The sequence below is a fragment of the Pseudomonas sp. Pse79 genome, assembly GCF_024519615.1.
Classification (GTDB): Bacteria; Pseudomonadota; Gammaproteobacteria; order Pseudomonadales; family Pseudomonadaceae; genus Aquipseudomonas; species Aquipseudomonas veronii.
Genome location: NZ_JALJRR010000010.1, coordinates 199,546 through 213,632, shown reverse-complemented (window position 1 = coordinate 213,632; position 14,087 = coordinate 199,546). Strand labels below are relative to the sequence as shown.

At 59.3% G+C, this 14,087-nt stretch carries 14 protein-coding genes; 7 read left to right on the top strand and 7 right to left on the bottom strand.

Annotation, left to right across the window (positions count from 1 at the left end):
- Positions 1-240: 240 nt before the first annotated feature.
- The 3 genes from NR164_RS15450 to NR164_RS15440 are packed head-to-tail and all read right to left on the bottom strand — an operon-like array spanning position 241 to position 3,026.
- A complete protein-coding gene (locus NR164_RS15450) occupies positions 241-1,242 on the bottom strand; it encodes an NAD(P)H-quinone oxidoreductase (RefSeq protein WP_256822922.1) in 1,002 nt (333 codons plus the stop codon).
- A 2-nt stretch (positions 1,243-1,244) separates the two neighbouring features.
- A complete protein-coding gene (locus NR164_RS15445) occupies positions 1,245-1,577 on the bottom strand; it encodes a carboxymuconolactone decarboxylase family protein (protein ID WP_017847243.1) in 333 nt (110 codons plus the stop codon).
- A gap of 12 nt (positions 1,578-1,589) precedes the next feature.
- On the bottom strand, positions 1,590-3,026 hold the full coding sequence (locus NR164_RS15440; RefSeq protein ID WP_256822921.1) for an NAD-dependent succinate-semialdehyde dehydrogenase: 1,437 nt from the start codon (positions 3,024-3,026) through the stop codon (positions 1,590-1,592).
- A 305-nt stretch (positions 3,027-3,331) separates the two neighbouring features.
- Here NR164_RS15440 and NR164_RS15435 point away from each other — a divergent pair, with 305 nt between their 5' ends.
- The 4 genes from NR164_RS15435 to NR164_RS15415 all read left to right on the top strand — a co-directional run bounded on the left by NR164_RS15435 (position 3,332) and on the right by NR164_RS15415 (position 6,870).
- Positions 3,332-4,258 carry a LysR family transcriptional regulator gene (locus NR164_RS15435; protein WP_046382319.1) on the top strand — a complete coding sequence of 309 codons (927 nt, stop codon included), beginning with the start codon at positions 3,332-3,334 and terminating at the stop codon, positions 4,256-4,258.
- Positions 4,259-4,622: 364 nt separating this feature from the next.
- Complete coding sequence (locus tag NR164_RS15425) at positions 4,623-5,270, top strand: HAD-IB family hydrolase (RefSeq protein WP_256822924.1); 648 nt, start codon at positions 4,623-4,625, stop codon at positions 5,268-5,270.
- A gap of 114 nt (positions 5,271-5,384) precedes the next feature.
- Positions 5,385-6,338 carry a hypothetical protein gene (locus NR164_RS15420; protein ID WP_046382318.1) on the top strand — a complete coding sequence of 318 codons (954 nt, stop codon included), beginning with the start codon at positions 5,385-5,387 and terminating at the stop codon, positions 6,336-6,338.
- A gap of 157 nt (positions 6,339-6,495) precedes the next feature.
- On the top strand, positions 6,496-6,870 hold the full coding sequence (locus NR164_RS15415; protein ID WP_256822920.1) for a helix-turn-helix transcriptional regulator: 375 nt from the start codon (positions 6,496-6,498) through the stop codon (positions 6,868-6,870).
- A 58-nt stretch (positions 6,871-6,928) separates the two neighbouring features.
- On the opposite strand, the gene NR164_RS15410 is transcribed toward NR164_RS15415, so the two are convergent.
- The 3 genes from NR164_RS15410 to NR164_RS15400 form a co-directional block, all read right to left on the bottom strand.
- Entirely contained in the window at positions 6,929-8,434 is a 1,506-nt protein-coding gene (locus NR164_RS15410; RefSeq protein WP_256822919.1) for an amidase family protein, read from the bottom strand.
- Between the two features lie 140 nt (positions 8,435-8,574).
- On the bottom strand, positions 8,575-9,228 hold the full coding sequence (locus NR164_RS15405; RefSeq protein ID WP_256822918.1) for a hypothetical protein: 654 nt from the start codon (positions 9,226-9,228) through the stop codon (positions 8,575-8,577).
- A gap of 198 nt (positions 9,229-9,426) precedes the next feature.
- Complete coding sequence (locus NR164_RS15400) at positions 9,427-10,485, bottom strand: MBL fold metallo-hydrolase (RefSeq protein ID WP_079444556.1); 1,059 nt, start codon at positions 10,483-10,485, stop codon at positions 9,427-9,429.
- A 124-nt stretch (positions 10,486-10,609) separates the two neighbouring features.
- Here NR164_RS15400 and NR164_RS15395 point away from each other — a divergent pair, with 124 nt between their 5' ends.
- The 3 genes from NR164_RS15395 (at position 10,610) to NR164_RS15385 (ending at position 13,128) form a co-directional block, all read left to right on the top strand.
- A complete protein-coding gene (locus tag NR164_RS15395; RefSeq protein ID WP_256822917.1) occupies positions 10,610-11,236 on the top strand; it encodes a TetR/AcrR family transcriptional regulator in 627 nt (208 codons plus the stop codon).
- 191 nt (positions 11,237-11,427) lie between these two features.
- The gene (locus NR164_RS15390; RefSeq protein WP_046382314.1) at positions 11,428-12,486 is read left to right on the top strand and encodes a diguanylate cyclase; all 1,059 of its coding nucleotides are present in this window, start codon (positions 11,428-11,430) and stop codon (positions 12,484-12,486) included.
- 117 nt (positions 12,487-12,603) lie between these two features.
- Positions 12,604-13,128: a DUF1003 domain-containing protein gene (locus NR164_RS15385; RefSeq protein ID WP_046382313.1), complete on the top strand. Its 525-nt coding sequence runs from the start codon at positions 12,604-12,606 to the stop codon at positions 13,126-13,128.
- A 20-nt stretch (positions 13,129-13,148) separates the two neighbouring features.
- Here the strand turns inward: NR164_RS15385 and NR164_RS15380 are convergent, their stop codons facing one another.
- On the bottom strand, positions 13,149-14,030 hold the full coding sequence (locus NR164_RS15380) for a LysR family transcriptional regulator (RefSeq protein ID WP_256822916.1): 882 nt from the start codon (positions 14,028-14,030) through the stop codon (positions 13,149-13,151).
- Positions 14,031-14,087 lie beyond the last annotated feature (57 nt).

Below are 14,087 nucleotides of genomic sequence, written 5' to 3'. Positions count from 1 at the left end.
TTGAGACCCGTGTGATCGAGTACCAGACTGGCGGTGCGTTGAGCTGGGATTGATTTTAACGGTACAAAGGAGCTGCCCATTGGCAGCTCTTTTTTTTGCAAAAAACTCAGTGGTTTGGAACAGCAGATGGATTACCTGTAATCCGGCCAAATCCCCTTCAAAACGCCAGCATCAAGGGTGACGGTGCCCGCGTATTTGTGCCAACGAAGCCTCTATGCCACCCTCTTTTAGCCCTCGCACTTAAACCAAGTCCGCAGGCTGCATCGTCAGGATGATTTTTCCAACGTTTTCAGACGACTCCATTCGGCGATGGGCATCGGCCGCGCGTGACAGCGGGAAAGTACTGTCGACGACCGGCTCCAAACTTCCAGCGCCATCGAAGCGATCAAGCCAATACTCGCGAAAGCGCTTGATCATGTCGTGCTTCTCCGGCTGTGTACGCGACTTCATGACTGTACCGATGATTTGCAAGTGACGGTAAAGAATGTGTTCCAGTTCTACGCTCACCTTACCGCCTCCGCCCAGGATACCGACCTGAACAAGTCGGCCGCCATGAGCGAGAGAAGCGATGTTGCGTGCAAAGTAGGGCTCGCCAATGAAATCGATGACGACATCAACGCCTCGACCATTGGTTTTGGCTGCGATGACTTCAGAAAAATCCTGCGTCTTGTAATCAATGGCAATATCCGCGCCTAAATGCTCGACACGCGCCAGCTTGCTGCCCTCGGTTGTCGCATACACCGTCGCCCCGGTGGCGTAGGCCAGTTGAACGGCGGCAGATCCCACACCGCCTGCGGCGGCGTGGATCAATACCGAGTCGCCGGACTTGAGCCGAGCCAGGTGCATCATCGCTTCATGGGCCGTGACGAAGACCTCGGGAATAGCCGCGGCATGCACATAGTCCAGCTGCGCAGGGATATGCATGGCCATGCGGTAATCGATACGCGCAAGCTCGGCATAGGCCCCACCTCCGACGACCCCCATCACTCGATCTCCAACCTCGAAACCCGCGACCAAATCACCTTTGCCAATCACCTCACCGGCGATCTCCAGCCCGATGATCAGCGAGTCACCGAAATTCGGATGGCCGTAGCCACCCGTTCGATGTGTCAGGTCCGCACGGTTCACGCCAGCGGCATAGACACGTACCAGCAAGTCGGTTGGGCGCAGTTGTGGATTGGGAGCATCTGCCAGTTCAAGTACGTCCGCCGCGCCGAATGCTCTGATGCTGATGGCTTTCATGATCAGTTTTTCTCCGGTTCGGTAAACGTGGCATTAGCGATAGCAGAAGCGGTAATGGCGCCTGGAAAGCCTACGTAGAACGCCAGGTGAGTGATCGCGGCGGCGATTTCGTCATGGGTCACCCCGTTGCTCAGCGCCCGTCGCAGATGCGCGGGCAACTCTTCAGAGTGACCACCGGCAATCAATGCGGCCACTGTGATCAGGCTGCGGTCGCGTGGGGACAATGCCGGATCGCTCCAGATCTGCGGATACAGCGTCGAATCAACGAATTGCGACAGCTTTGGGGTAAACGCCCGGGCCGCTTCACGAGGACTGCTGAAATTGAGATTGGACATGATGCTGTCTCCTTAAACCTGGCTGATGAATTTGTGGGTGAGGTAGTGCTCGATGCCTTCAATGCCACCTTCCGAACCGTGGCCGCTTTCTTTCATGCCGCCGAAGGGAAGTTCTGTGGCGACGATGCGGTATTGGTTGATCCCGATCATCCCGGCCTCTAACCCGTCAGCGACGTCAATGGCCGTTCGAGCACTCGACGTGAACGCGTAGGCTGAAAGCCCGTAAGGCAGACGATTGGCCTCCTTCAAACCATCAGCCAAGTGATCGAATGGCATCAGCACGGCGATAGGCCCGAAGGGTTCTTCATGCATGACTCGGGCATGCATAGGCACGTCCGCCAACACGGTGGGCTCAAAAAAGTAGCCGCTGCATTCCAGGCGTTTACCACCGGCCAACACGCGTGCGCCTTTGGCAACGGCATCTGCCACCAGCTCTTCCATCTTGGCCAACTGCCGTGGATTGGCGAGCGGCCCAACCTGGGTGCCGGGCGTCAGGCCATCGCCAATGTTCAACGCGAGGGTGGCCGTCACAAAGTGCTCAACAAACGTTTCATAGACGCCACGCTGAATCAGAAAGCGCGTTGACGAGATGCAGACTTGGCCAGTCCCGCGGAACCGATTGGCAACGCCTTCGACGGCTGCTTTTTCGATTTCTGCGTCATCGAATACCAGCACCGGCCCGTGTCCTCCCAGTTCAAGGGTGATGGGCTTGACGCCCTCGGCAGCACGAGCGGATAGCAGCCGACCGATGGGAACCGAACCGGTAAAAGTCACCTTGCGAATGATGGGAGAAGCGATCAGGTGGCGGGAAACTTGGTCCGGCACACCAAAGACCACTTGCAACACGCCTTTAGGCAATCCTGCATCGTCGAGAGCACGCGCCAGGGCCAACGCGGTGGAGGGGCTTTCTTCCCCTGGCTTGAGGATGACACTGCAACCTGCGGCCAAGGCTGCCGAGAGCTTACGGGCGGGTGTAATGGCCGGGAAATTCCAGGGCGTGAACGCAGCGACCGGGCCGATGGCTTGGCGTTTTACCATTTGCAGCACACCGGGACGATTGGCCGGAACTACACGCCCATCGATACGGCGCGCGCTTTCGGCAAACCACTCGAAGTACTCAGCCGCACGCGTGACCTCATCCAGGCTTTCCGCAAGCGGTTTGCCTTCTTCCAGCGTCATTTGCTCGGCGATGTGTGGGGCCCGTTCCAGGATGAGATCGGCAGCGCGTTTGAGAATTTTTGCGCGCTTGTCGGGTACGGTCTGGCGCCATTGTTCAAAGCTCTGTTGAGTCACTTCGAGCGCGTGATCGAGGTCGCCTGCGGTGGCGAGTGGAACACGCCCGATCTCACGTGCGGTTGCGGGGTTGACGACAGCGGCGGTCGCGCGTCCTTCGGCACTGATCCATTCACCACCGATAAAGAGATAAAGCGGGTCGTAAGACGTGTTCATGAGGTTGCCCTTCGGTTGGTTTATCAACAAGTTCGTACAAGACTCTGCGCCTGGGTTGCCGTGTTCAGGCGCCCTGTGCAACCAAGTCTATGGAGTACGAACCGTTTGATTTAGCCGACCAGAAGGGAATCATTGTTGTGCCTGGAGGTAATATCGAGCACCGCCAGGAGCGTGTAGCATCTGCAAATACCGCTCACGTCATGCGGCAATGACAGCCTGGCTCGTCGTTCCAGGCTTGATTGTTTTTTGGGGTGGGGACTTCTGCAGTGAAGAACGTTTGCAATCAGATCGACAGGTAGAGTTGGATGGATAAGCTTACGAACATGTCCGTGTACGTCAAAGTTGTTGAGATGGGCAGTTTTACTGCGGTGGCTAACCATCTGGACTCTACGGTCGGCAATGTCTCGCGTGCGGTTTCCGCGCTTGAAAACGTGCTCGACGCCCGCCTGTTACAGCGCTCGACCCGCCGCCTTTCGGTGACAGACGCTGGCCGGCGCTTTTATGAGCGCTGTACCAAAATTCTGGCAGACCTTGAAAATGCAGAAGCCGAAGCGAGCAACGCCGCGTTGAAACCCAGGGGGACGTTGCGTGTGCATTGTGTGCCGGGGCTAGCACGGCAGTTGGTTACTTCGGCCGTGCTGGATTACCGCCGGGAATTCCCCGATGTCACCGTGGACTTAATGCTTTCTCAGCGAATGCCTAACCTCCTGGAAGACCAACTGGACGTCTCGATTCTGATTGCCCGAACGCTGCCAGATTCAGCGTATGTCAGCCAAAAGATCGGCATCAGCCATTGTGTGCTGGTGGCGTCTCCAGCATATCTGGAGCAACACGCTGCCCCTGTAACGCCAGAAGATCTCAGCGATCATCAGTGTTTGCTGTTGGGCACCGTCGATTATGTGCGGGATGAATGGCAATTAAAGAGCAAGACCGGGGATGCGCTATTTACCCCCAAGGGCCCGAGTTTCAGCGTCAATGATATGGACGCAATGGCAGTCGCCATTCGAGAGGGAGCAGGCATAGGTTTGCTGGCCGGTTTTTCAGCCATTGAGGACTTGCGTTCAGGCAGGCTCGTGCGTGTTTTGCCCGAGTACCATACCTACGAGCGTAATGTTTACGCCGTCTACACATCACGTCAGTTCATCGATGCAAAAGTTACTCGATTCATCGACACGTTAAAAAATCGGGTCGGTACTGAGCTGATGATGACCGCTCAGGAGCTCATCGCTTGAAGGACGCCAACCAAGGCCCGACGGGGAGGCAGTATCAGGATGGGTGTCTTCCTCATTTCGAGGCATTTCGAAACAGAAGACGCTAAAGACAATCAGGCGGGCTAAGGTTCGGTCATACCACTTGAAGTGTTTGTTTTGCCATTTTTTGCAGTCCATCACGAAGGGTTCGGATCGCATCACCAATGCTGTAGCCTTGTCCGCCAATTGCTATCAGCACTGTCACCGCTCGAACGACCGGGATGAATTCACCGCCGGGCTCTACTCGACAATCGGCCGATTGATACAGGAGTAAACTCTTGCGGTCACAGCTGATGCATTCTCAATCAATACTAGCCAGGACCGAGGCCACCCCGTGAACCCAGATATGCTCGAAGCCGGCCCCGTGGATGCCAAAGTACTTTCCGTCTTTGACTTCGACGGCACCCTGACCCATCACGACAGTTTCGTGCCCTTCCTCAAGTTTGCCTTTGGCGCCGGCGAGTTCTATGGCCGGATGATCAAGCTGGCGGTGCCTGGGCTGCGGTTTCTGGTGCGGCAGATCAGCCGGGACGAGTTGAAGGCGCAGTTGATCCGCACCTTTATGACCGGGGTGGAGAAGGCGTGGGTGCAGCAGAAGGCCGAGGAGTACTGCCAGCGCAGTTGGGCGCGGTTGATGCGGCCGGCGGGGGTGTTGTCGGTGGAGCAGGAGCTGGGCTCGGGGGCGGTGGTGACGTTGTGTTCGGCGTCGCCGGCGTTGGTGTTGCAGCCGTTTGCCGATCGGCTTGGGATCAAGTTGATCGGGACCGAACTTGAGGTGGTCGACGGTGTGTTGACCGGCAAGCTCACCGGGAACAACTGCCGGTGCGAGAACAAGGTGCTGCGACTTGAAGCGGTGTATGGCGACCTGGGGGAGTATCGGCTCAGGGCCTGGGGCGATACGCGTGGGGATCGGGAGTTGTTGGCGGCGGCGCAGGACGCGCATTTTCGGCATTTTCATGGGAAGCAGCAGCAGGCCAGGTTGCAGCGCCGATAGGGGCGGTGGGGGATGCCATCGCAGCCTCGCTGGGATACGCGATGTTGCGGTTTCCTAGCGACATCTGCGTAATATCCGGCTATCAATAGCCAAACATCTCACGGACCCGAGCCCATGAAATTCGACACGGCCTACAGCCTGAGTCTCGACGACAAGCTGTCGATCTACGACGTGCGAGAGTTGAATTTCGACGAAACCGACGCCTACGACTCCGACACGGACCGTTTCCTCTGCCCCAACGACACATGCCGCGCGGCCTTTGACGCAGGCAATGTGCTGAGCACATTCAACGCAAAAAACGTCAACTACCGACGCACCCCGCATTTCAAGAACACCCCAGGCACCCGGCACATCGAGGGTTGCCGTTACGCCAGCAGCCACAAGCCGGCCACGGGCGAAAGTGAGGACGAGCGCGAAGAACACTTCCCATCGGAATTCGTCCTGACCCGGCGCACCTACCCGCGTAAAACCCCGCAGGCCGGCACTGACGGACAAGTCCCACAAGCCCCGGCGAAGCCCCCTTCAACCCGCACCAGCGCGTCTGTCGGCGCCAACGACACCACCCCGGATAAAACCAGCGTGTTCGCACACCCGGTGGAATGTTATGTGTCAAACCTCGACGACAAGGACAAGCTCAAGGCGATGCCCTTGAAGATCGGCGACCATACCGCGACGTACTGGACGTTTTTCAAGAAGATCGAGTACCTGCAGGACAATCAGGGCCTGATCTACTGGGGCCGGATCAAAGCGATCAAGGACTACACCAGCAGCTTTCGCATCGACTTCGAAAAGAAGGTTTGGCTCGACAAGAAGCCCTACTCGGTCAACGTCTACCTGAGCAAGAAACTCATCGAGAATTACCGCAAGCGCACAGCGTTCCTCGAGCAGATCAAGGCCGCGGCCAGCAGCGCACGGCCGTTATATTGCTTCTTTTACGGGGTGACGCCGGCACTTAGACAGGTGCCCAGCAAGAAAAACCCCGAGCAGACGTTTGGGGTGTTCAGCGCCGATATCGAGAATCTGGATCATTTGATTATTCGCGAAGTGCCGGCGGCTGAGGCGGGTTAGCCGAGACCGTGTCCGACCTCGCACACGAATACCCTCGTGCAAGCCTCAAAATAGAACGGTGTCGGCGCCGGAGAAAATTCCAGTTGATGAGCGGTCAAAACAACTGTACAAAAACACAGTATAGTTTGTCCTCCCCGTCGAACCCTGGAGACACCCCATGTCCTCTCTGGCAATGAGCTCTTTCGTAGAACAGCAGATCGTCCTGCATCAATTCACCGCCAAGCACAGCGTGCAGGCCCGCGTCATGCTCGGCTGGAGCCGCGAAGAGCTGTCGCGCCAGGCCGGTGTGACGGTGGATGCGATTCAACGGTTTGAAACCCAGGGCACCGTGGAGGACGACGTGCGCCTGACCCTGGCGTTTCGCCTGGAAGCCGAAGGGTTGGTGTTTTTCCCGGGGTTTGCGCCTGGCTGGGGGATGCGTGCGCGCAAGTTGGGAGCCGCCGCAACGGAACCCGCTGCACAAAACATCCTGTCTCGATTGATGGGTTCAACAGCGGCGTCAATTGATTCCCCAACCCCGCAGGCGCAGTAAGGCGCTGAGTGCGAACCCCAACGTTGGCCACGCCAGGGTGTGAACATTGCCTGACGGCTTAGAGGCGGGGCTTGGCGACCTTCTGTGCCGCCTGCTCATAGCCATGGCCCACAGCAAGCAGTGTGGGTTCAGACCCACGGGCACCAAAGAAGTACGCACTGGTCGGCACGCCGTCCTCATTCTTCCCGGATGGCACGCTGATCCCTGGGTAGCCGGCCACCGCAACCGCGAAGTAGCTGTTCGTATCAAAGTCCGACACCATGGCGTCGAGGTTTTCCCGCGCGATCAGCTCATCCACCGTGCCACGAAAATCCTCGATCATTGCGTCCCATAACGGTTGGCGCTCATCGGCTGTGAGGGTGGACGCGTTGATCTCCTTGAGTGTCGGTTGGTGATCGGTGTCGGTGCCATCGCGCTTTTCATTGAACGCGATCAACTCGGACACCGACTTGACCGGCAACCCCTCGCGCTTGGCCAGGTAGTCGTTCAACTCATCCTTCACATCGGCGTACAAGAGTTCGCCATAGCGTGATGCGTCGGCCAAGCGCATATCGACCGGCACCAGAACCGCGCCTTGCGCGCGAAGCACTTCAAGCGTCTTGCGAAATTGCGGACTGTTGTCCACCGGTAAGCTTTCGCCATTCGCGGAAAAGGTCACGGGATAGCCGATACGTTTGTCCTGCAACGCACCGGGCTTGAGCAACGCGGTGTAATCAATCCCTTGGGGCGCATCCACACTGGCGGCATCATGAGGGTCCCTGCCCGACATCGCGTTAAGCATCAACGCAGCATCAAACACCGAACGCGTCATCGGGCCCGGCGTGTCCTGCCGATGGCTGGCTGGAATGATGCCGCTGCGGCTCAACAAACCCACGCCGGGCTTGAAACCGACCACCCCGTTGAACGCCGCCGGCACGATGATCGAGCCATTGGTCTCGGTGCCCACCGCCAAGGGGACGAAGCCTGCGGCGACCGCGGCGGCCGACCCCGAACTCGAACCACCCACCTCTGCGCCCGCTTGATGCGGGTTACGCGTCTGCCCGCCCCGCCCACTCGAACCATCGGGGCCACCGCGAAAGCCCGCCAGTTCAGTCAGGTTGGTTTTACCCAGGATCACGGCCCCCTGCTCGCGCAAGCGCTCGACGATGAAGGCATCCTTGGGCGCCGCACTGCCCACCAAGCCAAAGGCGCCAGCGCTGGTTTGCTGGGTATCTCCCGTCTCGATAGTGTCCTTGAGTAACACGGGAATGCCATGCAGCGGGCCACGCACCTTGCCATTGGCGCGCTCCAGATCGAGCTCGCGGGCGATCTGCAAGGCCTCGGGGTTCAGTTCAATGATCGAACTCAATTTGGGGTCCAGCTTATGAATGCGCTCCTGCAGGTAACTGACCAGATTCGCCGAAGTGAGCCCACCCGGTCGGGCCATTTGCTCGCCGAGCTCACGCACACTGGCGTATTCCGTTCCCGGGGGAACCGGCGCTGAAGCCCCCGATGAAGACTGCGCAGGCAGCACTCGCTGCACCTGGTGAACAAACACACCCATGCCATAACCAATACCCAACATGAAGCACCTCCCGGAAGGCGTAAGAAGTGATGAAGGACCCACATTGATCCGTACACCAGTCTAAAAACCCCCCTCCTTCCAGGCTGCGCGACGCAGGTTGTTCAAACCGTGGGATTGTTCAGCGCAGTTGGTAGCTTTGCCTACCCATTAGTCAGGCCACGGGCGTTGCGATAGCCCTGCACCAGCACCTTCAGCGAGTCTTTCGACCACTGCGCGCCATAGAACCACAGCGTCACCCCGTCCCCCAGCGGCTCACCAAGGCTCGGGTAGCCACTCCAGCACGCGGCATGGAATGCAGCGCTATGGCTCTCGGACACCAGCGCATCCAGCCGATACTCACTCACACGCTCATCGATTTCATTGCGCGAATCCAGGGTGAAGCGCAGGCCGTCATCAGCCCGCTCTGCCGGCACCGCCACCAGTTGGGCACCGGCCTGACGCAGGAAGCCCAACGCTTCCAGGAAGGATGCGCTGTGTTCAATCGGCTCCTGATCATTGCCACGCACAAGGCGGTCGGCGAACCCCACGCGAGTGCCCGCCAACGTGTAGGGGACGGCGCAATTGCTGGAGTGTTGCACCAAGGCAGCTTCCACCTTGCCCGATTCAGTGGGCTCGACACCACTCAAGGCGATCAATGACAGCGCGGGGTCGCGCACAGGTTTCAGAGGCAGGGCCGGCACGTTATAGCCAGGGATTACAACGCCGGCACCAAGATGTGCATCGGGGACGTAGCCGATACCCAGTGCCGTCGTGGTCCCCGTTTCGACGTGAGCGTTGGAGGGCGCCTGCGCCAAACAAACCGGTTCCGCAGAGGGGGGTAAAAACGCTTCCCGCCGACAAGACATAGGCGATAGCAAAGACTTCCCACATTTATTGTCCATCAGAGCCGACTCCCGGAAATTGACCTTCCCGAGATCATCGCACTCTCATCTGGCGTTTGTCGTAGGCCTGCAACACCTTGAAAATTCCTTTTTTTCCGTTTTTCCCAACCGTCAGTTCACAAGCGCTTCCTTACCGCTCTGAACCTCCACCTCCAACCACCACGCGACACCTCGCGCGGGCTGGCTCAAACTGAACGCCTGCCCCATGGCCGGTGTGGTAATCGACACGTTACGCTCCCACGCCAACGCCATGATACGGTCGAAAGGCTCGTGCCAGGCATGGAAGGCCAGGTCGAAGGTGCCATTGTGAATCGGCAGCAGCCAGCGGCCTTTGAGGTCGATGTGCGCCTGCAGGGTTTGCTCCGGTTGCATGTGTACATGGGGCCAGTCGACGTTGTAAGCACCGGTTTCCATCAGCGTCAGATCAAACGGCCCGTACTGTTCGCCGATGCGTTTGAAGCCGTCGAAATAACCGGTGTCGCCGCTGAAAAACACGCGACGCGCGCCATCGATCATCACCCAGGAACACCACAGCGTCTGGTTGCTATCAAACAAACCACGCCCGGAAAAATGCTGCGCGGGAGTGGCGACAAAATGAATGCCATCGACTTCGCTGCCCTGCCACCAATCCAACTGCCGCACTTGGCCGGCGTCCACACCCCACTTCACCAGGATGTCGCCGACGCCCAGCGGCGCAAGGAAGTAGCGGGTCTTGTCGGCCAGTTGGATGACGGCCTTGCGGTCGAGATGGTCGTAATGGTTGTGGGAAAGAATCACCGCTTCCAACGGCGGCAGGTCTTCGAGACTGATCGGCGGGGCATGGAATCGCTTGGGGCCGGCCCAACTGAACGGCGAAGCGCGCTCGGCGAATACCGGGTCGGTCAGCCAGAATTTGCCGCGCATTTTCAGCAGCACGGTGGAATGTCCCAGGCGGAACACACTGTGGTCGGGGGCGGCCGACAGCTGTTCGCGGGTCAGCGAATGTACCGGAATCTCCCCCACCGGCCGCGTACTGCGCGGCTTGTGAAACAGCATCTTCCAGAAAATGCGCAAGGTTCTGCCGAAGCCGGCGCGCTGTACGGGAGCATGGTTACTGAAGGTGCCTTGCTCCTGTTCGGCAGCTTTGCGTACCACAGGCGAGGGATCGAGACGGGTTGAAATCGTGGCCATTACAAGGTGACTCCTACGGACCGCTCATGGAATTACACTGCACAGTGTAGTTTCAAGATTGCAACAAAACCCGGAGCAAGTAAACTACCGAGTGTAATTTTCCTTTTAGAGTCGATCACTGTTCATGACTGCGCCTCAACGCCTCACCCAACGCAAACGCGAAGCCATCCTGGCCGCCGCCATCGCAGAGTTTCGGGTCAATGGGTTCGAGGTCACCAGCATGGACAGGATCGCCGCCACCGCCGGCGTTTCCAAGCGCACGGTGTACAACCACTTCCCCAGCAAAGAAGAGTTGTTCGCCGAAATTCTCAACCAACTCTGGGCCAGCAGCGTCGCGCAACTCGACGTGAGCTACGCCGGCGACCGCTCGTTGCGTGAACAACTGCGCGGGTTGCTGGAAGCGAAGATGAAGATGATGTCGGACGTTAACTTCCTCGACCTGGCCCGGGTCGCCATCGCCGCCACCATTCACTCGCCGGAACGCGCCCAGGACATGGTCAACCGCTTGAGCATGCGCGAAGAAGGTTTCACTCAATGGGTGCGCGCCGCCCAGGAAGACGGCCGGCTCACGTGTGCCGACCCGGCCTTCGCCGCGCACCAGATTCAAAGCCTGCTCAAGGCATTCGCCTTCTGGCCGCAGATCACCCTCGGCCAACCCACCCTCGACGCCGCCGACCAAGCCCGCGTGATCGAGTCGGCAATCGATATGTTTCTGTCCTGCTACGACGCCGATACTCGCCGCCCGCAGTAAACGACCGTTGCAGACGCGACATACCTGGTCGTTTTTGGCCTATTTGCCCTCTGTTTTGCGCGAATGGCCTGGAAGGACACTGATTATTCCTACATGAATAATCGACAATATTCACACACATTATCCGATCAACGGTTATCCCTGCACACGCGCGCGGCTGAATCTGTGAAAAAGAGCTGACCTGGGAATCTATGGAAAACAGACGAGGCAAAGGGCTTTCATTTGCCAGGCGTATTTACAAGCCAAGGATCATCGGCCTGGGTATCGGCTGCATCAGTGTCATCGGCGGCTTGTACCCGCTCGCGATGCCGGGCTGGGTGTGGGCGTTCCTGCTGTTCAATGGGTTGGCGTGGGCACATGTGGCGTACCAACTGTCAATCCGCTCACCCTTCCCCTACCACGCCGAACAGCGCAACATTTTGTATGACTCGTTGTGCGGTGGTTTCTGGGCCGCCGCTGCCCAGTTCACGCCGCTGACGGCCGTGACCATCCTCTCGATGATGACCATGAACAACTTCGCCGCCGGCGGCAAGCGCCTGTTCCTGCGCGGTTTGCTCGCGCAAGGGGTGGGGATCGGGGTGGCATGGGCGCTGTTCGGCGTGCGGTTCAACCCCGACGTCAGCCTGCTGCAGGTCTACACCTGCCTGCCGATGTTGACGTTGTACCCCATGGCCATCGGCATGGTCTGCTACGAGTTGGCGATCAAACTGTCGGAACACAAACGTGCGCTCAGCGCCCTGAGCCGCACCGACAGCCTCACCGGCCTGCTCAACCACGGTTCCTGGAAAGATCTGCTGCACCTCAAGTTCCACAAGTGCCGGCAGCAGCAAAGCCACGCCACCATCGCGCTGATCGATATCGATCACTTCAAACAAATCAATGACACTCACGGCCATATCGTCGGCGATGCCGTACTGCGCCAACTGAGCCTGGAGATACGGCGCAACCTGCGCGAAAACGATCTGGCCGGACGCTACGGGGGCGATGAGTTCTGTGTGATTCTTCCGCAAATGCCCTTGGAAGAAGCTGCACGGGTGATGGAGCGTATCCGCGAAAACTTCAGTAATTATCGCAACCCGCAGATCCCCGAGTTGCGCGTGAGCCTGAGCATCGGCCTCGCCGATTTCCAACGGATCTTCACCGATGCCGCCACCTGGCTGAACGCGGCGGATCGCGCGCTGTACGCCGCCAAGGACACCGGGCGCAACCGGGTCAATGCGAGTAACTACGCGGTCGCCCATTCCGCCTGAGGCGGTCATACGGCATCTCGTAGGCACCCCAGGTCGTCCTCGGGTTATTCATGTGTAAGACAGGTCGCCAAGGCTATAGTGGCCGCCTGTCTTAAACATTGATGACCCGAGTTTGCCATGAGCCCAACCCCCGACAACCCCAAAGCCGTCCCCGTCGATCATCTACGTTTCCATCGACGCCACGCGCACCTGGCGCCGACCTTTGGCAACGACACCTTCGCCCTCAAGGCCGAGGCTTTCGCACGCTTCTTCGGCACACCGATGTTCCTCGGTGCGCAAACCTTGATCGTGGCCGTGTGGATTGCGCTCAACGTCAGCGGCATCACGCACTTCGACGTCTACCCGTTCATCCTGCTCAACCTGGCCTTCAGCCTGCAAGCGGCCTACGCGGCGCCGCTGATTCTGCTGGCCCAGACACGCCAGGCCGCGCGCGACAAAGCCCAGTCCGACGCCGACGCGCAGCACCGTGAAGCGCTGGCCGTCGCCAATGCCGAGCGCCAGGCCGAGGCGCAGAACACCAGCAAACAGCTGCTGGAACTGCTGGAGCAGAACACTCGGCTGACGGAAATGACCAAGCAACTGACCGAGCGCATCGAGACCCTGACGTGTGAAATGCACGCGCAGTTTGTGCGAAAACCTTAAGCACCCCATGCCCGCCGGTCTCAGGGGCTCAGTCGGACATGCCGCCCCAGTTGATCAAACAGCGTCACCACCGAGCGCAATGCCCGGCAATCGGGGCGCGTCAGCAGCCATAGCGCCGTGTCATGCCCCGCCAACGCGGGGCCCAGCGGTTGCAGGTGTTCATCCAACAGGAAATCCGGCAGCGCCGCCACGCCCAGCCCTGCCCGCACCAGTTCGGTGACCGACAACATGCTGTTGCAGCGATAGCCGGGAAGCACACCCGGCAACTGCGCGCGGCGCCAGACGACGGTGGGATGATCGGGCAGGAAATCATCCGGTGCGATCCAGGCCAGCTCTGCCAGCTCGCGTCCTGCGTGCTGACGCGCAAAATCTGTGCTCGCGCACACCTGATACCTCACGGTGCCGAGGCAACGTCCGACCAGATGCTGCGGCGGTGTCCGGGTCAGGCGCAAAGCGATGTCGGCATCGCGGCGGCTGAGGTTGGCGAAGTCATTGGAGGTGCTCAGCTCCAGGGTCAGCGCCGGGTAATCCGGCATGAACTGCGCCAGCGCCGGCAACAACAAGCCTTGCAGTACCGAGTCGGTGCAGGTCAGGCGCACGGTGCCGCTGATCACTTCGCCGCCTTGCTCGACGCCGACCCGCGCCGCTTCCAGGGCTTGTTCGGCGCGTTCGGCCTGTTGCGCCAGATGACTGGCCAGGCCGGTGGGCAGGTAACCGGCGCGGCTTTTTTCAAACAACGTCTGGCCCAGCGCGGCCTCCAGGCGCCGCACGGCGCGGAACACCGTCGACACATCCACCCGCAACAACGCGGCCGCCCGCGCCAGGGTGCCACCGCGCACCAGGGCGAGGATCAGCGACAGGTCGGGGTAATCGATTCGATAGTGCGTGAGCGCATTGAGCATGTGGGTAAACGCCAATATTGATTGCGTGAACGCCAATCTATAGTGCGCGTCAGGACA